The organism is Serratia liquefaciens ATCC 27592 (genome assembly GCF_000422085.1).
Taxonomy (GTDB): Bacteria; Pseudomonadota; Gammaproteobacteria; order Enterobacterales; family Enterobacteriaceae; genus Serratia; species Serratia liquefaciens.
Window position 1 is genome coordinate 128199 of the sequence record NC_021741.1, and the last position, 20386, is coordinate 148584.

Sequence of the window (20386 nt, forward strand, 5' to 3'; positions counted from 1 at the left end):
ATGCCTGCGAGGTTGAAGCGTCTGACCATCGGCATGCTGCTGCTGTGCGCATTCAGCGCGGCGGCAGCCTGTGAATGGCCGGCCTGGCAACAGTACAAACAGTTTTATATCAGTGAGCAGGGGCGAGTGATCGATCCGAGCAGTCCTAACCGAATCACCACCTCGGAAGGCCAGAGTTACGGACTGTTCTTCGCGCTGGTGGCGAACGATCGGCCTGCTTTCGATCAATTGCTGACATGGACGGAAAACAATCTGGCCGCGGGCGACCTCAGTGCGCATTTGCCCGCCTGGTTGTGGGGCGAAAACGAACAAAAACAGTGGACGGTGCTGGACAGCAATTCGGCATCCGATGCCGACCTGTGGATTGCCTACAATTTGCTGGAAGCCGGTCGGTTGTGGAAAAGCCGCCGTTATCAAACCCTTGGCACCCTGTTGTTGCAACGTATCGCTCGTGAAGAAGTGGCGGATATCCCGGGGCTGGGGTTGATGCTGTTACCGGGCAAAGTCGGCTTCGTGGCGGAAGATCGCTGGCGCCTCAATCCGAGCTATTTACCCCCGCAACTGCTGGCACGTTTTGCCGTGCTGAATGGCCCATGGCGGAAGATGCAGCAAACCAACCAGCGGTTGTGGTTGGAAACTGCGCCGCACGGCTTTTCGCCGGACTGGGTGGTGTGGCAGGTCGGCAAAGGCTGGCAGCCGGATACCGTCAAACCGAATATCGGCAGTTATGACGCCATCAGGGTTTATTTGTGGGCCGGCATGCTGGCGGACGACGATGAACATAAGGCGGCGTTGCTCAAGCAACTGCAACCTATGGCGCAGCTAACGGCTCAGCAAGGCGTGCCGCCGGAGAAAACCGACACTGCCAGCGGTAAAACCCACGGCGATGGTCCGGTGGGTTTCTCGGCGTCGATGTTGCCGATGTTGGCGCACGAGTCAGAGGCCTTGCAGGTGCAGCGCCAACGTATCAAACAAAACCCGCCTGGCGATCGGGCCTATTTCAGCGCCTCGTTGGCGCTGTTTGGTCAGGGATGGGATCAACAACGTTATCGTTTTAATCGGCAGGGTGAACTTCAACCCTCCTGGGGCGGCCAATGCGTAACTTCCGAATAAACTGGCTGGGCCTGGTGCCTTTAAGCCTGGCGATGCTGCCACAGGCGCAAGGAGCAGAAACCGTTGCGCCGGAACAATGGCTGCTGGAGCAGGTGCGGGTTGGAGAGGCTGGCAACAAAGATGAGTTGGTTCGCCAGTCGCTCTACCGGCTTGAACTGATGGATCCGAATAACCCGGAGGTGATTTCCGCGCGTATGCGTTTGGCATTGCGACAGGGCAATTTGGCATTGGCACAGCAGCAGTTGGATAAGCTGAAACAGATTGCGCCGCAGTCAACTAGCTATCGGCAGGCGGAAATGAACATGCTGCTTACCCAGCCGGAAACCCGCCAAAAGCTGCAGCAGGCGCGGCTGATGGCGACCGCCGGGCGTTTGCCGGAGGCGAAAGCGCAGTATGACGAGCTGTTCCACGGCGATCCGCCGACGTTGGAGTTGGCGGTGGAATACTGGCGGTTGGTCGCGCGGTTGCCGGGACAGGAAGCCGCGGCGCTGAAACAGTTGCAGACGCTGGATCAGCAATATTCCGGCAACGTGCCGCTGCGCATGTCGCTGGCGCGGATGCTATTTAGCCAGGATCGCGACGCCCAGGCCTATGATCTTTTGCAGAAAGTAGCTGCCGATCCTGCCGGACGCGGAGATGCCGCCGATCTGTGGCTGGAGAAAGTCAAAGCGATGCCGGTCAGTCCGCAGAGCGTTGCTGCCCTTAACCGTTTTCTTGGCGTTTTTGAAACCGGCGATCAGGCGGTCAGCGCCCGACAAGAACTGGCCCGGCAGCAGGCGCTGCTGTCGGATCCTGCCTACCAGGCGCGGGTGCGCGGGCTGGCGCAGGTGGACAAGGGCGGCAGTCGTGCCGCCATTCCAGAGTTGAAAAAAGCGTTGGCGGCTTCACCCAATGACGCCGACGTGCTGGGCGCGCTTGGGCAAGCCTATTCCCGCGTCGGTAATCGTCCACAGGCGCTGAGCCTGTTTCGTCAGGCCCTGCAGGCCGATAAAAGCGGCTACGGCAGCAGTAAATGGCAGAGCCTGATCAAGAGCAACAGTTACTGGCTGGCGGTGGATGAAGGTGACAAGGCGCTGAAAGCCGGTAACTTGGCGCTGGCACAGCAAAAATACCAACAGGCGCGACAGATAGACAACGGTGACAGCAGCGCGGTAATTGGCTTGGGCGACGTTGCGGTGGCGCGTAAAGATGATGCTGCCGCCGAACGTTTCTACCAGCAGGCGCTGCGGTTGGATCCCGGCAGCGGCAGCGCGGTACGCGGTCTGGTGAATATTTATCAGCGGCAGTCGCCGGAAAAGGCGCTGGCCTATCTCAACAGCCTGCCACGCGGCCAGCAAAACAAGCTGCGTGGCACGCTGGAAGGTTTGCAGCTCGATATGCTCAAGCAGCAGGCCGACCAGCTCGTACAGCAAAAGCAGTGGCATCAGGCGGCGGAGAAATACCGTCGTGCTCAGCAGATGGATCCTGATGACGTCTGGCTGACTTACCACTATGCGCAGACGCTGCGTCAGGCTGGGCAGCCGGAACAGGCAGATGCTCTGTTCAGTCGACTGGCGCAAAAACAGCGTGCGAATCCGCAGTTGGCATACGCCTATGCGCTGTATCTCTCCGGCAGCGATCGTGATACTCAGGCGTTGGCACAGCTGAATACCCTGCCCGCCGCGCAGTGGAACGACAATATGCGCGAACTGGCGCAGCGCTTGAAGATGCAGGCGACGCTGGAACATGCCGATCGGTTACGTACTGCGGGCGATGAGCCGGGGGCGGTGGCTTATCTGCGCCGCCAGCCGGCGGATACCCGCATTGATCTCCAGTTGGCCGACTGGGCGCTGGCGCGCGGTGAATATGACGCCGCACTGGCTGACTATCAGCGCGTACGGACGCGTGAGCCGAACAACCCGGATGCCAGGTTGGGTGAAATAGAAGCCTATGTAGCGCAGGGCAAGCTGAGTGAAGCACGTCAGCGGCTGCAAACCGCCGCGCCGGACCCGAGCGAATCAGACAACAGCGGGCGGCGGGTGGCTAACGCCTGGTATGCCGTTGGCGAGCCGCAAAAAGCGACCGAGATTTTTACCCGGCTGAAAACGACGGCGCAGCTAGCGCCACCCAGCCAGGCGAAGGCGCTGATTTACCGCGACGCGGCACGGCTCGAACGTGATCAACAGCAGCCGGTGCTGGCCCAGCAGGATTATAAACAGGCGATGGTCGCCAGCGGTATTGCCCCGAGTGTGCCGCAGGATAACGACAGTTACACCTACCTGACGCGCAACAATCCGACAGATGACTGGCTTAAACGGGGCATTCGTTCGGACGCGGCGGATCTGTATCGCCAGCAAGACGTGAATGTCACCCTCGACCATGATTATTGGAGCTCCAGCGGCACGGGTGGCATCTCCGATTACAAAGCGCATGACACCATGTTACAGGTCGATATGCCGTGGTATGACGGGCGGGCGTTTTTCCGTTCCGATACCGTACAGTTGGATGCCGGCAGCTTCTCCACCGACGGCAGCGGCAAATATTACGAAACCTTCGGTACCTGCAATACTCAGGGGTGCAGCGGCGATGAGCGTCAGAAAACCACCGGCACCAGCGTGGCCGTGGGGTGGAAAAACGATCGCTGGGCGGGGGATATCGGCACCACACCAATGGGCTTTGAGGTGGTTGACTGGGTCGGTGGACTGGCCTACAGCAATGACTGGAACCACATTGGTTGGACGTTGGCGGCCTCGCGACGTCCCATTTCCAGCTCATTGCTGGCGTTCGGCGGCACCAAGGACCCAAATACCGGTACCACCTGGGGCGGCGTGCGCGCGACTGGGGTCAGCCTTAGCGCCAGTTACGACCGCGGCGAAGCGCACGGTGTCTGGGCCGACCTCAGCGCACATCAGTTAACCGGCAAAAACGTTGAAGACAATCAGCGTGAGCGCTTTATGGCCGGCTATTACTATAAGTTGATCAACGAAGATAATCGCCGTGTCACCGTCGGGCTGAACACCATGCTGTGGCACTACCAGAAGGATTTGAGCGGTTATTCTCTCGGTCAGGGGGGCTATTACAGCCCGCAGCAATATATGTCGCTGGCGATACCGGTAAACTATCGCCAACGTACTGATAATTGGTCCTGGGAGCTGGGCGGTTCGGTGTCGTTGTCCCATTCGAAAACCAACAGCCAGCGGCGTTACCCGCTGCAGGGGCTGATCCCGGATTCGCTGCCGGACAAGTTTGCCGTCGAGGATGGCAGCTCTTCTTCCGGCGTCGGCTATACCCTGCGGGCGATTGTCGAACGGCGTCTCAGTTCGCACTGGACACTCGGTGCCGGCATCGACATCCAGCAGGCAAAAGACTATACCCCGAGCCACGCTTTGATTTATCTGCGCTATTCGCTGGCCGGTTGGCAGGGTGACCTGGATTTACCGCCGCAACCGCTGACGCCGTACGCCGACTTCAAGTAACCCCGCTGAGGGAGATTCGGAGTGTCGGCACAGAGGAGTTTTGCTACCCTGTGTACAGGCTGTGTCCCACAATTGGCTGTGGCGCGCAGCCTTTCATTAGGAAAAGACTGAAACCCTCGTTTTTCTTGGTTTTGCCCTGGGCATGAAGAGATAAAAACAGTCAACAATCGAGTATACTCAGACCGGTTCAAGGGATGGGTATTATTCATCCCTTTTTTATTTCAGCCCGAATTAGCGGAGAGCAGGTTTGCGGGTCAGGCGCTCATTAACGATTAAACAGATGGCAACGGTGTCCGGTGTGGCGCTGGTGACGATCTGTATCTTTATCGTGATCCAGTTATTCCATTTTGTGCAGCAGCGCAGGGATGACTATGCCCAGCAACTGGAAAATATCGCTCATTCGGTACGCCAGCCGCTGGCGGAAGCCGTGCTGCGCATGGACGTGCCGGAAACGAAGAAGGTGCTGAATACGCTGTTGCCGGTGGGCATCCTGACGCGCGCGGATATCGTGCTGCCGAACGAATTTCAGGCACTGCACGCCAACTTCCCGCCGGAACGTCCGGTACCGACAATGATCGCCCGCCTGTTCGAGTTGCCGATCCAGATTTCCGTTCCTCTCTATTCGCTGGAACGCGTGCCGGCCAACCCGCAGCCATTGGCTTATCTGGTGTTGCAGGCCGATTCGTTCCGCATGTATCAATTTATTCTCAGCATGCTGTCGACCATGTTGTCGACCTATTTGCTGCTGGCCTTGATTTTGTCGGTCGCCATTAGCTGGTGTATGAACCGGCTGATGGTGCATCCGCTACGCGCGATGGCCAAAGAGCTGGAAAACATTTCCCAGGAAGAGGCGCCTTATCATCAACTGATGTTGCCGGCGCTGCACCAGGACGATGAGCTGGGCTTGCTGGTGCGCAACTACAACCGCAATCAGCAGCGGCTGGCCAAAGCCTATGCCGAACTGAGCCGCATGAGCACTCGCCATCCGGTCACTGAGTTGCCAAATCAGGCGCTGTTCACCGCGCTGTTGGAACAGCACATTGCTTCCAGCCTGCGGCCCGAGCGTTTCAATCTGCTGGTAATCGGCATTGAAACGTTGCACGAGGCCTCTGGCGTACTTAATCCGACGATGCGTGAAGCGCTGTTGTTGACGCTGGCGAAGAAATTACGTGAATGCATTGATGAAAACGGCGTGCTGGCGCAGTTAAGCAATACCGAATTCGCCATTCTGGCTAAAGGCGTTGAACGGCCGTTCCACGCCATGCAGTTGGCCCGTCGCATCATGGCGCAGATCAATGCGCCGCTGAGCCTGCAGGAAATGCCGCTGCGGCCCAGCGCCAGTATCGGTATTGCCCATTACCTGAACGCAGGGGAGAGCGCGGAGCAGCTGTTGCGTAGCGCCACCTCGGCGATGATGTCGGCGCATCGCGAAGGCAAAAATCAGGTGTTGTTCTTCGAACCGAGCCTGACGGAACGCACCCAAAAGCGTCTGACGCAGGAAAGTGAGATCTTGCATGCCATTGAGCAGCGTCGTTTCACCCTGTTCCTGCAGCCGCAGATAGATATGCAGTCCAACGCGGTGATCGGCGCGGAAGCATTACTTCGTTGGCAGCAGTACGACGGCAGCTTTACCTTGCCGGCAGACGTCATTCCATTGGCTGAAGAGCTCGGGGTGATTGTGCCGCTGGGGAACTGGGTACTGGAAGAGGCTTGCCGCATCCTGGCGGATTGGCAGACTCGGGGGATCACCCTGCCGCTGGCGGTAAACGTGTCGCCAATCCAGATGCAGCATGAGAATTTTGTCCCGCATCTGAAAAACCTGCTGGCCCAGCATCGAATTGACCCGCGCAAGCTGCTGCTGGAAATTACCGAAACGGTGCGCATTGACGACCTCGATCGCGCGCTGGCGCTGCTGCGGGAACTGCACGATCTGGGGCTTTCCATCGCGTTGGACGATTTCGGCATGGGCTATTCCAGCCTCAATTACCTCAATCGATTGAAATGCCTGCCGATAGATTTGATTAAAATCGACAAGAGCTTTATTCAGGGACTGCCGATGGACGACGCGATGGTGCGCATCGTCAGTTCGATTTCCGAGGTGCTGGCGCTGCCGGTGATGGCCGAAGGCGTCGAGAATGCCGAACAACGCGACTGGCTGCTGCAGCACGGTATTCATAGCGGTCAGGGGTTTTTGTTTGCCCGCCCGTTGCCGCGCAGCGAATTTGAAGCCGAGTTCTGCCCGCCGCCAGCCTGATTTCCCTCTTGAGCCTTTTGCGGCGGGCGGCATCCACGTTGCCCGCTGGCCTTCTGGCTTGAAATACCCCCGCTTTATCTACCCCTTTTGCGTTAGTGCAAAGAAAGGGTTACATCCTTTACAGCCTTGCATTCGGGCTGGCGCGTTTCAGCTCTTAAATTCGTATCAACATGTATCTATTGGTGCAACAAATTATTTCCATGTTGTTAGGCGGGTGTTATTTTCCGCGCAAGCGATGAACAGGCGAGATAACCATAACACCGCCTGGTGCGTGTCTTCCCCCAAAGGATGTCCATATGAAACTCACTATCTTTAAAAGCCTCTATTTTCAGGTGCTGACGGCGATTACGCTGGGTGTCCTGCTTGGCCATTTCTATCCTGACATTGGCGCACAGATGAAACCTCTGGGCGACGGATTCGTTAAGCTGATTAAAATGATCATCGCTCCGGTGATCTTCTGTACCGTGGTGACCGGCATCGCGGGCATGGAAAGCATGAAGGCCGTTGGCCGTACCGGTGCGATCGCACTGCTTTATTTTGAAATCGTCAGTACCATTGCGCTGCTGATCGGTTTGCTGATTGTCAACCTGGTACAGCCGGGTGCCGGGATGAACATCGATCCGGGTACGCTGGATGCCAAAGCGGTGGCGGTCTACGCCGAGCAGGCTCAGCAGCAGGGCATCATTCCATTCTTGCTGGATATCATTCCGGGTAGCGTCATTGGCGCCTTCGCCAGCGGTAACATCTTGCAGGTGTTGCTGTTTGCCGTGCTGTTCGGCTTCGCCCTGCACCGCCTGGGTGAGAAAGGCCAGTTAATCTTCAACGTGATCGACAGTTTCTCCCGCGTGATTTTCGGCATTATCAATATGATTATGCGTCTGGCGCCGCTGGGGGCCTTCGGGGCGATGGCATTCACCATCGGTAAATATGGCGTGGGCACGCTGCTGCAGCTTGGCCAGTTGATTGCCTGCTTCTATATCACCTGCGTTCTGTTCGTGGTGGTGGTGCTGGGCTCCATTGCCCGTGCCAACGGCTTCAGCATTTTCAAATTCGTTCGCTATATAAAAGAAGAGCTGCTGATCGTGCTCGGGACCTCTTCTTCCGAGTCGGTGCTGCCGCGCATGCTCGACAAAATGGAGAAGCTGGGTTGTAAGAAATCGGTGGTGGGCCTGGTTATTCCTACCGGCTACTCTTTTAACCTGGACGGCACATCGATTTACCTGACCATGGCGGCGGTGTTTATCGCGCAGGCGACCAACACCCATATGGATATCGTGCATCAGGTGACGCTGCTGGTGGTGCTGTTGCTGTCTTCGAAAGGGGCTGCGGGCGTGACCGGCAGCGGCTTTATCGTGCTGGCGGCGACCATTTCTGCCGTAGGCCACCTGCCGCTGGCCGGCCTGGCGCTGATTCTGGGCATTGACCGCTTCATGTCTGAAGCCCGCGCCCTGACCAACCTGGTCGGTAACGGTGTGGCTACGGTGGTGGTGGCTAAATGGTGTAAACAGCTGGACGAAAAACAGCTGCAAGACACCCTGTCCAACAAGCCGGGGGCAGGTGCCGACAAAACGCTGCCTTCAGCCTGATTTAATCCTCAAATCACCGGTTGCAGCCGCAGCCGGTGACGTTTTATCCCCCCGCGTAATGATTTCTTGCATTTAAAAACCGCTTATCCATTATTTTTCACCCTAATGAGTGACATCCGCAAAGGCGCGCGGTCTAACTCGATGGTACACTTTCTGCTTTCCGCCCCACCGTGAAACTCAGGGCGTTTTTATAGGCTGTGCGTTATGGCCTAATATTCCGGCGAATGGAATATCCGCATTTGCATAAAGAAATTGGATAGTCATTAAGTAGGGGTTCACATGCAGGGCACCAGAATTCATCTCATCGTAGGTGGGCTGCTGTTGGCTGCAGCCAACAGCAGCGTGCAGGCCGAAGCACTGCAACCCGATCCTGCCTGGCAGCAGGGGGCACTGGCCAACGGGTTTTCATGGCAGATACTGGATACACCGCAGCGGCCGAGCGACCGTGTAGAGCTGCGGTTAATGGTTAATACCGGCTCGCTGGTCGAGTCCTCACAGCAGATCGGCTTTGCCCATCTGCTGCCGCGCCTGTCTTTAGCGCGCAGCGAAAGCTTTACGCCACCGCAGTTGCGTTCGCTGTGGCAGCAGAGCGTGGATCCTGAGCGGCCTTTGCCGCCGGCCATCAGTTCTTACGATTTCACCATGTATAATCTCAGCTTGCCGAATAACCGCCCAGACTTGCTGAAAGAAGCGCTGGCGTGGCTTTCCGACACCACCGGCAAACTGGCGATCGACGAGCATACCGTGCATGCGGTAATAAACTCCAATGTCGATCCGGTGGGCACTTTCCCGCCGAATCCGAAAGATGCCTGGTGGCGATACCGCCTGAAAGGCTCGACGCTGTTGGCGCACGATCCGGCCCAGCCACCGAAGCGACCGGTGAATGTCGATCAACTGAAAAAATTCTACCAGCAGTGGTATACCCCGGACGCCATGACGCTGTACGTGGTGGGCAAGGTAGACAGCCGCAGCCTGGGCGAACAAATCAACAAGGCCTTCTCGCCGCTGAAAGGCAAGCGTGAAACGCCGGCCACCATGCCGACGCTGACGCCGCTGCCACCGCAGCCGGTCAGCCTGATCAGCGAGCAGGTCAAGCAGGATACGCTGTCGATCATGTGGGATGCGCCATGGCACCCGATCCGCGATTCGCAGAATTTGAGCCGCTACTGGCGTGGTGATATGGCCCGCGAGGCGCTGTTCTGGCATCTCCAGCAGGTGCTGGAAAAGAGTGACCAGAAAAACCTGCATCTGGGCTTTGATTGCCGCGTGCAATACCAGCGTGCCCAATGCGCAATTCATCTCGACACGCCGAATAACAACCTGAACAACAGCCTGGGCTTTATCGCTCGCGAATTGGCTAATGTGCGTAACAACGGGCTGTCGCAGGATGAGTTTAACGCCCTGCTGGCGCAGAAAACCGATCAGTTGAGCAAGTTGTTCGCGACCTATGCCCGCACCGATACGGACGTGCTGATGAGCCAACGCCTGCGTTCACAGCAGAGCGGCGTCGTAGATATCGCACCGGAGCAGTATCAGAAACTGCGCCAGGAGTTCTTGAGCGGATTGACGCTGGAAGCGCTGAATCAGGAGCTGAAACTTCAGCTTTCTCAGGATGCGACGCTGGTGTTGATGCAGCCGAAGGGCGAACCGGAAATGAGCATGAAGCAGTTACAGGAAACCTATAACGGCATTATGTCTCCGGCTCCGGCCGTGGTGTCGGAGGAGGTCAAACCGGCCGATACCGCACCGGCCCCGGAAACCAGCGCACAATAACGGCTGAGGGGGCGTTTGCCCCCTCACTCAGTTGCGGTACAGCACCTTGATGATGTGGTAGCCAAACTGGGTTTTCACCGGGCCGTAGGGCTTCAGCAGCGGAATGCTGAACACCGCTTTATCGAAGGCCGCCACCATGGTGCCCTTGTTGAATTCGCCCAGCGAGCCGCCGTTGCGCTTTGACGGGCAAGTTGAGTATTTGCGCGCCAGCGTGTCAAAACTGACGCCGCGTTTAAGCTTGGCCAGCAGTTCTTCAGCCAGTTTTTCGTTATCTACCAGAATGTGCAGGGCGCACGCCGTCTTTGCCATGGTATTGCCTTTATCGATACAGAAATTGCGCTGATTATACCCGTTAAATCTCATCGGCGCTTTCTGCTACAATCCCCTTCCACGTTATAAAGTCGAGCAATAAAGCGCCATGCGATTAAACCCCAGCCAACAACAAGCCGTCGAATTCGTTACCGGGCCCTGCCTGGTGCTGGCCGGTGCAGGTTCCGGCAAGACGCGCGTCATCACCAACAAGATTGCTCACCTGATCCATAATTGTGGCTATCAGGCGCGACACATCGCCGCCGTGACCTTTACCAATAAGGCCGCGCGTGAGATGAAAGAACGTGTGGCGCAAACCATGGGGCGCAAAGAGGCGCGCGGTTTGATGATTTCCACGTTCCACACCCTGGGGTTGGAAATCATCAAGCGGGAATATGCCGCGCTGGAGATGAAATCCAACTTCTCGCTGTTCGACGATCAGGACCAGTTGGCGCTGCTGAAAGAGCTGACCGAAAAATGGCTGGAGAATGACAAGACGCTGGTGGCGCAGCTGATTTCCACCATCTCCAATTGGAAGAATGATCTGGTCGATCCCAGGAAGGCGATGGAGCTGGCGCGCTCTGAACGCGACAAGCTGTTCGCGCATTGCTACGACCTGTATCACGCACACATGCGTGCCTGTAACGTATTGGATTTCGACGATTTAATTCTGTTACCGACCCTGCTGTTGCAGCGCAATGAAGAGGTGCGCGAGCGTTGGCAGAACCGAATCCGCTACCTGTTGGTGGACGAATATCAGGACACCAACACCAGCCAATACGAGCTGGTAAAACTGTTGGTGGGTAACCGTGCGCGTTTCACCGTAGTGGGGGATGACGATCAGTCAATCTACTCCTGGCGCGGTGCGCGCCCGCAGAACCTGGTGCTGTTGAAGGAAGACTTCCCGGCGCTGCAGGTGATCAAGCTGGAGCAGAACTACCGTTCGAGCGAGCGTATTCTGAAGGCGGCGAACATTCTGATCGCCAATAACCCGCACGTATTTGAAAAACGGCTGTTTTCCGAACTGGGTTACGGCGAAGAGCTGAAGGTGGTGACCGCCAATAATGAGGATCACGAGGCCGAGCGCGTAGTGGGTGAACTGATAGCTCACCATTTCGTGAAGAAAACAAACTACGGCGATTATGCGATCCTCTACCGTGGCAACCATCAGTCGCGGCTGTTTGAAAAAATGCTGATGCAGAACCGCATTCCCTACAAGATCTCCGGCGGCACCTCGTTTTTCTCGCGGCCGGAAATCAAGGATCTGCTGGCCTACTTGCGCGTCCTGACCAATCAGGATGATGACAGCGCCTTCCTGCGTATCGTCAATACGCCAAAACGCGAGATTGGCCCGGCGACGTTGCAAAAGCTGGGTGAATGGGCAAACCAACGCAATAAAAGCCTGTTCCGTGCCAGTTTTGATCTTGGATTGAGCCAGCACCTGACCGGACGCGGGCTTGAGTCTTTGCAACGCTTCACTCACTGGCTGGACGGCATCGCCCAACTGGCGGAGCGCGAGCCGGTGGCTGCGGTGCGTGACCTGATCCACGGTGTAGATTACGAGAGCTGGCTGTTCGAAACCTCTCCCAGCCCGAAAGCCGCCGAAATGCGCATGAAAAACGTCAATACGCTGTTCGGCTGGATGACGGAAATGCTGGAAGGCAGCGAGCTGGATGAGCCGATGACGCTGACCCAGGTGGTGACGCGCTTTACCCTGCGCGACATGATGGAACGCGGTGAAAGCGATGAAGAGCTGGATCAGGTGCAACTGATGACGCTGCATGCCTCCAAAGGATTGGAGTTCCCCTATGTGTTTCTGGTGGGGATGGAGGAAGGGTTATTGCCGCATCAGAGCAGCATTGACGAAGATAACGTTGATGAAGAGCGACGCCTGGCCTACGTAGGCATCACTCGCGCCCAAAAGGAGCTGATTTTCACTCTGTGCCGCGAGCGTCGTCAATATGGCGAGTTGGTTCGCCCGGAGCCGAGCCGTTTCTTGTTGGAACTGCCGCAGGATGACCTGGCGTGGGAAAGTGAGCGCAAAGTGGTCAGTCCGCAGGAAAGGATGCAAAAAGGGCAGAGCCATCTGGCCAATATTCGTGCTCAGTTGGCCAAGGCCAAGGGCGGCAACTAGAAGAAAGGGCGCGGTTAGCGCCCTCAGATGGCTGACAAAGTCCTTTGCAGTTAAACGTCCTGACCTTGGGGCTAATAAAAACAAAGGATTATGTCTTCTGATTTACCCCCAAACATCCGAAAACCACGTTTTTCGGATGTTTGTCATCAGACTAAGGGCGCGGTTAGCGCCCTTGTCATTTTAACGTTGCTCTTCCAGTATCAGCGGCCAGTGAACGTAACTTTGCCAATGGCTTTCCTGCTCCAGCGCTTCTGCCCGTAGCGGGTGCTGCTCCAGCCAACCAGGCGGCAGGATCACCGTCAGCTCGTCATCATGATTGGCGCGCAGACGCACCGCAGGCAGCGTGTCGTCGCGGCGACGGCTGGCAAAGATGATCGCCAGGCGTAAAATCCGGCATAAACGTTGTGCCGTACGTGGCGGCAGGGCGTTTTGCTGGCTCAGCAGTGGCAAGTCGAGGGTGTTGCTCTGGTTTTGTAGCAGGGTGGCTAACAGTTTTTTCTGTGCCGGAGTGAAACCGGGTAAATCCAGATGGCGAATCAGGTAGGCGGCGTGTTGCGGCGCCTGCTTGAAATCAACGCTGAGGCCGATTTCGTGGATCAGACAGGCGCTGTGCAATAACTCGCGACATCGAGCGTCCAACTGCCATTCATTGCTCACCTGCTGCGAGAAATTGGCGGCCAGTTGGCTGACGCGCTCGGCCTGCTCGGTATCCAACAGATAACGCCGTTGCAGGTTGCGAATGGTGCGGCTGCGGATATCCTGTTCGACCGGCAAATGCAGCATGCCGTAAACCAGACCTTCGCGTAGCGCACCGCCGGCCAACATCATGCTTTCAATGCCCAACTCCTGGAAGATCGCCAGCAGAATGGACAGCCCGCTTGGGAATACCAAGGCGCGCTCCAGCGTTAGCCCTTCAATTTCCAGCTCTTCCAGCTTGCCGCACTGAATGGCGCGCTGTTTCAATTGGCGCAGTTTGGACAGGGTGATGCGTTCATCCATGCCCTGCGCCACCATGATTTCCTGCAGCGCCTGGACGGTGCCGGAAGCGCCGACGCAGATTTGCCAGCCGTGCTGACGCAGCTGCGGTGCTATCGGGCGCACCATTTCACGCGCAGCCTGTTCGGCCCGCTCGAAGTTTTCCTGCCCCAGATTACGATCGGTGAAGAACCGCTCCAGCCAGGTGACACAGCCCATCGACAGGCTATACAACTGAGCGGCCTGCGCACCGGTCCCCGTGACCAGCTCTGTGCTGCCGCCGCCGATATCGACCACCAAACGTTGGTCCGGACCGCCGGTGGTATGGGCTACACCGTGGTAAATCAGGCGCGCTTCTTCCTCGCCGCTGATCACCTGGATCGGGCATCCGAGAATCTGCTCGGCGGTCTGCAGGAATTCATCGGCATTGGAGGCCAGCCGCAGCGTGGCCGTGGCGACCACGCGAATTTGCTCGCGAGGGATGTCCTGCAGGCGTTCGGCGAACAGCTTCAGGCATTGCCATCCGCGTTGCATGGCCTCATGCGACAGAAGATTGTTCTGATCCAGTCCTGCCGCCAGACGCACTTTGCGCTTGATGCGCGCCAGGGTCTGAATACTGCCGGCCACCTCGCGCACCACCAACATGTGGAAGCTGTTGGAGCCGAGATCGATAGCGGCATAAAGTGCGCTGGAACTGAGCATTGTCTATCAGCCTGAACGTTTACGGTTGTTGCGCGGCGCACCGCCACGACGTGGCGCTGAGTTACGACGTGGACCGTTGCCGCCGCGTGGGCGAGCCAGGCGTTTCGGCGCAGGCAGGTCAGTCAGTAACGCATCGCTGTTGTACTTGCTCACCGGAATGCTGTGGCCGGTATAGGTTTCGATCGCCGGCAGGTTGAGCGCGTACTCTTCACAGGCCAGGCTGATGGAATGGCCACTTTCGCCAGCACGGCCGGTACGACCGATACGGTGGACGTAGTCTTCGCAGTCGTCAGGCAAGTCGTAGTTGAATACGTGCGTCACCAACGGGATGTGCAGACCGCGAGCGGCGACGTCGGTGGCGACCAGAATATCCAGGTTGCCCTTGGTGAAATCGTCGAGAATGCGCAGGCGTTTTTTCTGCGCCACATCGCCGGTCAACAGGCCTACGCGGTGACCATCGGCGGCCAGGTGGCCCCAGACGTCTTCACAGCGGTGCTTGGTGTTGGCGAAGATGATGCAGCGGTCTGGCCACTCTTCTTCGATCAACGTCTGCAGCAGACGCATCTTTTCTTCATTAGAAGGGTAGAACAGCTCTTCTTTAATGCGGTGGCCGGTTTTTTGTTCCGGTTCCACTTCGACATATTCAGCGTTGTTCATCTGCTCGAAAGCCAGTTCGCGTACGCGATAGGACAGGGTGGCAGAGAACAGCATGTTCAGGCGTTGATCGACCGCAGGCATGCGGCGGAACAACCAGCGAATGTCTTTGATAAAGCCCAGATCGTACATACGGTCGGCTTCATCCAGTACCACGACCTGAATTGCGCCCAGATCGATATAGTTCTGTTTGGCGTAATCGATCAAACGACCGGTAGTACCGACCAGGATATCCACGCCGCTTTCCAGCACTTTCAGCTGTTTGTCGTAGCCGTCGCCGCCATACGCCAGGCCAAGTTTTAGGCCGGTGGATTGGGACAGGGCTTCCGCGTCGGAGTGGATCTGTACCGCCAGTTCACGCGTTGGCGCCATGATCAAGGCGCGCGGCTGGTTGGTCTGGCGATCCTGTTTCGCCGGGTGAGAAAGCAAATAGTGAAAAGTAGACGCTAAAAATGCCAGCGTCTTTCCGGTACCGGTTTGCGCCTGACCTGCAACGTCACGCCCGGAGAGCGTGAGCGGCAATGCTAACGCCTGGATAGGCGTGCAATGTTGAAACCCTTTCTTTTCAAGGGCTTCAAGGACTAACGGGTGCAGGGCGAAGTCGGAAAACTTCTGTTCGGTCAAGTGTGTTTTGCTCATAGTGTGGTAGAATATCAGCTAACTATTGCTTTACGAAAGCGTATCCGGTGAAATAAAGTCACCTTAGGTTGGTTAATGCTACACCAACAAGGTAGACACAATCCTTTGGAGTAGAACATGAGCGATAAAATTATTCACCTGACTGACGGCAGCTTCGAAAACGACGTGCTGAAAGCTGAAGGGCCAATCCTGGTCGATTTCTGGGCTGAATGGTGTGGACCGTGCAAGATGATTGCTCCGATTCTGGATGAGATTGCCGAGGAGTTCGAAGGCAAGCTGACCATCACCAAGCTGAATATCGACCAAAACCCGGCAACCGCACCTAAGTACGGTATCCGTGGTATCCCTACGCTGTTGCTGTTCAAGAACGGTGAAGTGGCCGCGACCAAGGTTGGTGCGCTGTCCAAAGGCCAGCTCAAAGATTTCCTTAACGCGAATCTGTAATCGGGCGGGATGCCCTATGCCCAAGGGGTCTGACGTTGCGGTCAAAAAGCCGCGAAGTGAGAGACTACGGGGATATACAGGCGTCTAGCGGGGATGTTCAATTCACCGCTAGACGCCTGCCAAGAAGCGTGTTAAGTTTAACCATACTGCATATAGAACTTGCCCGAAGTTTTAAATCTAAAGAGTCTAAATCTAAAGCTTTACTCTGTGTTGAACCGCTGGCGTTGAAAGAAAAAATGAACTCAGCCCGTGTTTTAACAATCAAACGGTTTTGCAAAATCAATTTTAAGGTACCTTCGATCTTAAACCGTCAATGCGCGCGTCCTCTGTAAGCCATTTCTTACCGTGACGGCTCAGCGCCCGGCGATCGAACGTCCAGTAAACAGGCACGAATATCCAAAGGATTTCAAGGTGTGGCCCGTCGGCAACCGAACGAATCTCTGCAGCTTAGTCCGCTAAGTGGCGGGGTAAGCAAGGAAGGCCAAGGCGACCACCAGAAAGACGAAAGATATATCCCGCTGCCATACCATTCACGATACAAGTTCGAGACATACCCCGAGTTTAAGAACCCACCACTATGAATCTTACCGAATTAAAGAATACGCCGGTTTCTGAGCTGATTACTCTCGGCGAAAATATGGGGCTGGAAAACCTTGCCCGCATGCGCAAGCAGGACATTATCTTCTCTATCCTTAAGCAGCATGCGAAAAGTGGAGAAGATATCTTCGGCGATGGCGTGTTGGAGATATTGCAGGATGGATTTGGTTTCCTCCGCTCTGGAGACAGTTCCTACCTTGCAGGCCCCGACGACATCTACGTATCCCCCAGCCAAATCCGCCGTTTTAACCTCCGTACAGGTGACTCCGTTTCCGGTAAGATTCGTCCGCCAAAAGAAGGCGAGCGCTACTTTGCCCTGTTGAAAGTTAACGAAGTTAACTACGACAAACCGGAAAACGCCCGCAGCAAGATCCTGTTCGAGAACTTAACCCCACTGCATGCCAACTCCCGTCTGCGGATGGAACGCGGTAACGGTTCAACCGAAGACCTGACGGCTCGCGTGCTGGATCTGGCCTCGCCGATTGGCCGTGGTCAGCGTGGTCTGATTGTTGCTCCGCCGAAAGCCGGTAAAACTATGCTGCTGCAGAACATTGCACAAAGCATTGCTTACAACCATCCAGACTGTGTGTTGATGGTTCTGCTGATTGACGAACGTCCGGAAGAAGTTACCGAGATGCAGCGTCTGGTGAAGGGCGAAGTTATCGCTTCTACCTTTGACGAGCCGGCTTCCCGCCACGTCCAGGTTGCAGAAATGGTGATCGAGAAGGCCAAGCGCCTGGTTGAGCACAAGAAAGACGTTATCATCTTGCTCGACTCCATCACCCGCCTGGCGCGTGCCTACAACACCGTAGTACCGGCTTCCGGTAAAGTGTTGACCGGTGGTGTGGATGCCAACGCCCTGCATCGTCCCAAGCGTTTCTTCGGTGCGGCACGTAACGTTGAGGAAGGCGGCAGCCTGACCATCATCGCTACCGCGCTGGTCGACACCGGGTCGAAAATGGACGAGGTTATCTACGAAGAGTTTAAAGGTACCGGCAACATGGAATTGCATCTGGCGCGTAAAATCGCCGAGAAGCGCGTATTCCCTGCGATTGACTACAACCGCTCCGGTACCCGTAAAGAAGAATTACTCACCACGTCTGAAGAACTGCAGAAAATGTGGATCCTGCGTAAAATTATTCACCCAATGGGCGAAATTGACGCAATGGAATTCCTCATCAACAAGTTGGCCATGACCAAAACCAACGATGAATTCTTCGATATGATGAAGCGCTCATAAATGACGATGCGCTCATAATTGAGTAAAAAATTCAGAGAACGCCACGCCTAGTCGTGGCGTTTTTTGCTTTTGGCAGATACGATAAGTAACAGAAATGGAAACGTAAGTTATTTTCATGGCTTACTGAGAATTCATCTTATTTGCGGTCGGCGTTTCGTCGTTCGCGCATTGTTGCTGTTTAAACGGCAGACAGAAGCGTTGGAATAAGAATGAATGGCTGTTGTCATAGGAAATGACTGAAAGGTAGCGGGACCTCATGGCGCGACCTGTCGCCCGTGTTAAGCTGCCTTATCTTCTACAGAGATCTTGTTAACTGTGAACTTACTCACTATGAGTACTGAAATTCTATTTGTTTTCCTGTTTTCCTTGGCTTTTCTCTTTGTTGCTCGCAAAGCAGCAAAACGTATTGGTCTGGTTGATAAACCTAATTACCGCAAACGTCATCAGGGGTTGATCCCGCTTGTCGGAGGTATTTCTGTTTACGCCGGGCTGTGCTTTGCTTTCTTGATCTCTGACCAAACGATTGCGCACGGAAAACTCTACCTCGCCTGTGCGGGGTTATTAGTGTTTGTTGGTGCTCTCGACGATCGTTTCGATATCAGCGTTAAAATTCGCGCGCTGGTCCAGGCATTGGTCGGCATTGCGATGATGGTGTTTGCCGGGCTCTACCTGCGCAGTTTTGGTCATGTGCTTGGCGACTGGGAAATGCAACTGGGGCCGTTCGGCTATCTGGTCACGCTGTTTGCCGTTTGGGCGGCTATCAACGCCTTTAACATGGTAGACGGCATTGATGGCCTGCTGGGCGGGCTTTCGTGCGTTTCTTTCGGTGCGCTGGGCGTGCTGTTGTACCTGAGCGGCCACTCCGATTTGGCTTTCTGGTGCTTCGCGATGATTGCCGCCATCGTTCCTTATATCCTGCTTAACCTCGGTATTCTTGGCCGACGTTACAAGGTATTTATGGGGGATGCTGGCAGTACGCTAATCGGTTTCACCGCTATTTGGCTGCTGTTGCAAAGTTCACAGGGTAAAGCCCATTCCATCAATCCTGTTACCGCCCTGTGGATTATCGCTATTCCATTGATGGACATGATTGCGATCATGTATCGGCGCTTACGCAAAGGGATGAGCCCCTTCTCCCCAGACCGTCAACACATTCACCATCTGATTATGCGCGCTGGCTTTACGCCACGGCAGGCCTTCGTGCTGATTACCCTGGCGGCGGCGCTGCTGGCGGCCATCGGCGTGATCGGCGAACGTCTTACTTTTATCCCTGAATGGGTAATGTTGGCATTATTTTTGCTTGCCTTCTTCTTGTACGGTTACTGCATTAAGCGCGCCTGGCGTGTTGCACGTTACATTAAGCGTATCAAACGGCGCCTGCGCCGTTCGAACGACAATAAGCAAGAATCCTAACCAGAGGCTTTTGGGCAGTGATGAATCCAGAAACAACGTCTGACAAGACTATCCCGGCAGTGGATAACGAACTCGATATTCGCGGCCTGTGCTGTACCCTGTGGCGCGGTAAGTCATGGATTATCGGTATTGCGGTACTGTTCGCCGTGGTGGCGCTGGTGGTGTCCTACCTGGTGAAACAGGAGTGGAGCGCGGCGGCGATTACCGATCGGCCAACGGTGAATGCGTTGGGGGGGTATTATTCCCAGCAACAGTTCCTGCGTAATCTGGATGTGCGTACTCTGCCAGCGGCTGCTACCGAGCAACCGGGCATCGCTGACGAAGCCTATAATGAATTTATTATGCAGCTGGCGGCTTACGATACGCGCCGAGATTTCTGGCTGCAGAGCGATTATTACAAACAGCGCCAGGAAGGCGACGCAGGTGCCGATGCGGCCTTGCTCGACGAACTCATTAACAACATCCAGTTCACGCCGCGTGATGACAAAAAAGTGCCGAACGACGGTGTGAAACTGACGGCGGAAACGGCGGTAGATGCCAATCGCCTGCTGCGTCAGTACGTGGCGTTTGCCAGCCACCGCGCGGCTCAGCATTTAAACGAAGAGATCCAGGGGGCCTGGGCGGCTCGTACCACGTCGATGAAGGCGCAGGTCAAGCGCCAGGAAGCGGTGGCAGAGGCCGTGTACAAGCGTGAGCTGAACACCATCCAACAGGCGTTAAAAATTGCCGAGACGCAGGGCATTAGCCGGACTCAGACCGATACCCCGGCAGAACAGCTGCCAGACTCCGATTTGTTCCTGCTGGGCAAACCGATGCTGCAGGCGCGTCTGGAAGGATTACAGGCTTCGGGCCCAACCTTTGATTTGGACTACGATCAAAATCGCGCGATGCTGGCGACCCTGAACGTTGGCCCAACGCTGGACGAGAAATTCCAGACTTACCGCTATTTGCGGACCCCGGAAGAGCCGGTAAAACGTGACAGCCCACGTCGTGTATTCTGGTTGATCATGTGGGGCGCGATGGGCGCTTTGGTTGGCGCAGGTGTTGCCCTGGTGCGTCGGCCGCGTAAATAAAAATAATATAATAATTCGCTGATGG

At 56.0% G+C, this 20386-nt stretch carries 13 protein-coding genes; 10 read left to right on the forward strand and 3 right to left on the reverse strand.

The genetic code is table 11. The features are described 5' to 3' along the window. The 5 genes from bcsZ (at position 1) to M495_RS00590 (ending at position 10181) form a co-directional block, all read left to right on the forward strand. Positions 1-1113 carry a cellulose synthase complex periplasmic endoglucanase BcsZ gene (gene bcsZ / locus M495_RS00570; protein WP_020824739.1) on the forward strand — a complete coding sequence of 371 codons (1113 nt, stop codon included), beginning with the start codon at positions 1-3 and terminating at the stop codon, positions 1111-1113. Next, positions 1095-4568 carry a cellulose synthase complex outer membrane protein BcsC gene (gene bcsC, locus M495_RS00575; RefSeq protein WP_041414100.1) on the forward strand — a complete coding sequence of 1158 codons (3474 nt, stop codon included), beginning with the start codon at positions 1095-1097 and terminating at the stop codon, positions 4566-4568. Before bcsZ ends, bcsC begins: the two co-directional genes overlap by 19 nt. A gap of 247 nt (positions 4569-4815) precedes the next feature. Continuing rightward, the gene (gene hmsP / locus M495_RS00580) at positions 4816-6822 is read left to right on the forward strand and encodes a biofilm formation regulator HmsP (RefSeq protein WP_041414101.1); all 2007 of its coding nucleotides are present in this window, start codon (positions 4816-4818) and stop codon (positions 6820-6822) included. Between the two features lie 296 nt (positions 6823-7118). Next, positions 7119-8408 carry a dicarboxylate/amino acid:cation symporter gene (locus tag M495_RS00585; protein ID WP_020824742.1) on the forward strand — a complete coding sequence of 430 codons (1290 nt, stop codon included), beginning with the start codon at positions 7119-7121 and terminating at the stop codon, positions 8406-8408. A gap of 279 nt (positions 8409-8687) precedes the next feature. Then, positions 8688-10181, forward strand: a complete 1494-nt coding sequence (locus M495_RS00590; RefSeq protein ID WP_020824743.1) for a M16 family metallopeptidase — start codon at positions 8688-8690, stop codon at positions 10179-10181. Positions 10182-10208: 27 nt separating this feature from the next. Here M495_RS00590 and ppiC read toward each other — a convergent pair whose 3' ends face one another. Continuing rightward, entirely contained in the window at positions 10209-10490 is a 282-nt protein-coding gene (gene ppiC / locus M495_RS00595) for a peptidylprolyl isomerase PpiC (RefSeq protein ID WP_041415145.1), read from the reverse strand. Positions 10491-10599: 109 nt separating this feature from the next. Between ppiC and rep the strand changes: the two genes are divergently transcribed. Further along, positions 10600-12624, forward strand: a complete 2025-nt coding sequence (rep, locus tag M495_RS00600; protein ID WP_020824745.1) for a DNA helicase Rep — start codon at positions 10600-10602, stop codon at positions 12622-12624. Between the two features lie 180 nt (positions 12625-12804). Here rep and ppx read toward each other — a convergent pair whose 3' ends face one another. Together ppx and rhlB are read right to left on the reverse strand one after the other, a co-directional pair. Then, complete coding sequence (ppx, locus tag M495_RS00605; protein WP_020824746.1) at positions 12805-14301, reverse strand: exopolyphosphatase; 1497 nt, start codon at positions 14299-14301, stop codon at positions 12805-12807. A 6-nt stretch (positions 14302-14307) separates the two neighbouring features. After that, positions 14308-15594, reverse strand: coding sequence for an ATP-dependent RNA helicase RhlB (rhlB, locus tag M495_RS00610; protein ID WP_020824747.1), 1287 nt, complete (start codon positions 15592-15594; stop codon positions 14308-14310). Positions 15595-15711: 117 nt separating this feature from the next. Here rhlB and trxA point away from each other — a divergent pair, with 117 nt between their 5' ends. The 4 genes from trxA (at position 15712) to wzzE (ending at position 20361) form a co-directional block, all read left to right on the forward strand. Beyond that, positions 15712-16038, forward strand: coding sequence for a thioredoxin TrxA (trxA, locus tag M495_RS00615; RefSeq protein ID WP_020824748.1), 327 nt, complete (start codon positions 15712-15714; stop codon positions 16036-16038). 577 nt (positions 16039-16615) lie between these two features. Then, positions 16616-17875 (forward strand): transcription termination factor Rho, encoded by a 1260-nt coding sequence (rho, locus tag M495_RS00620; protein ID WP_004950874.1) that lies wholly within the window; start codon positions 16616-16618, stop codon positions 17873-17875. Positions 17876-18190: 315 nt separating this feature from the next. After that, positions 18191-19288, forward strand: coding sequence for a UDP-N-acetylglucosamine--undecaprenyl-phosphate N-acetylglucosaminephosphotransferase (wecA, locus tag M495_RS00625; protein ID WP_115057947.1), 1098 nt, complete (start codon positions 18191-18193; stop codon positions 19286-19288). A gap of 20 nt (positions 19289-19308) precedes the next feature. Further along, positions 19309-20361, forward strand: coding sequence for an ECA polysaccharide chain length modulation protein (wzzE, locus tag M495_RS00630; protein WP_041414104.1), 1053 nt, complete (start codon positions 19309-19311; stop codon positions 20359-20361). Positions 20362-20386: the final 25 nt, after the last annotated feature.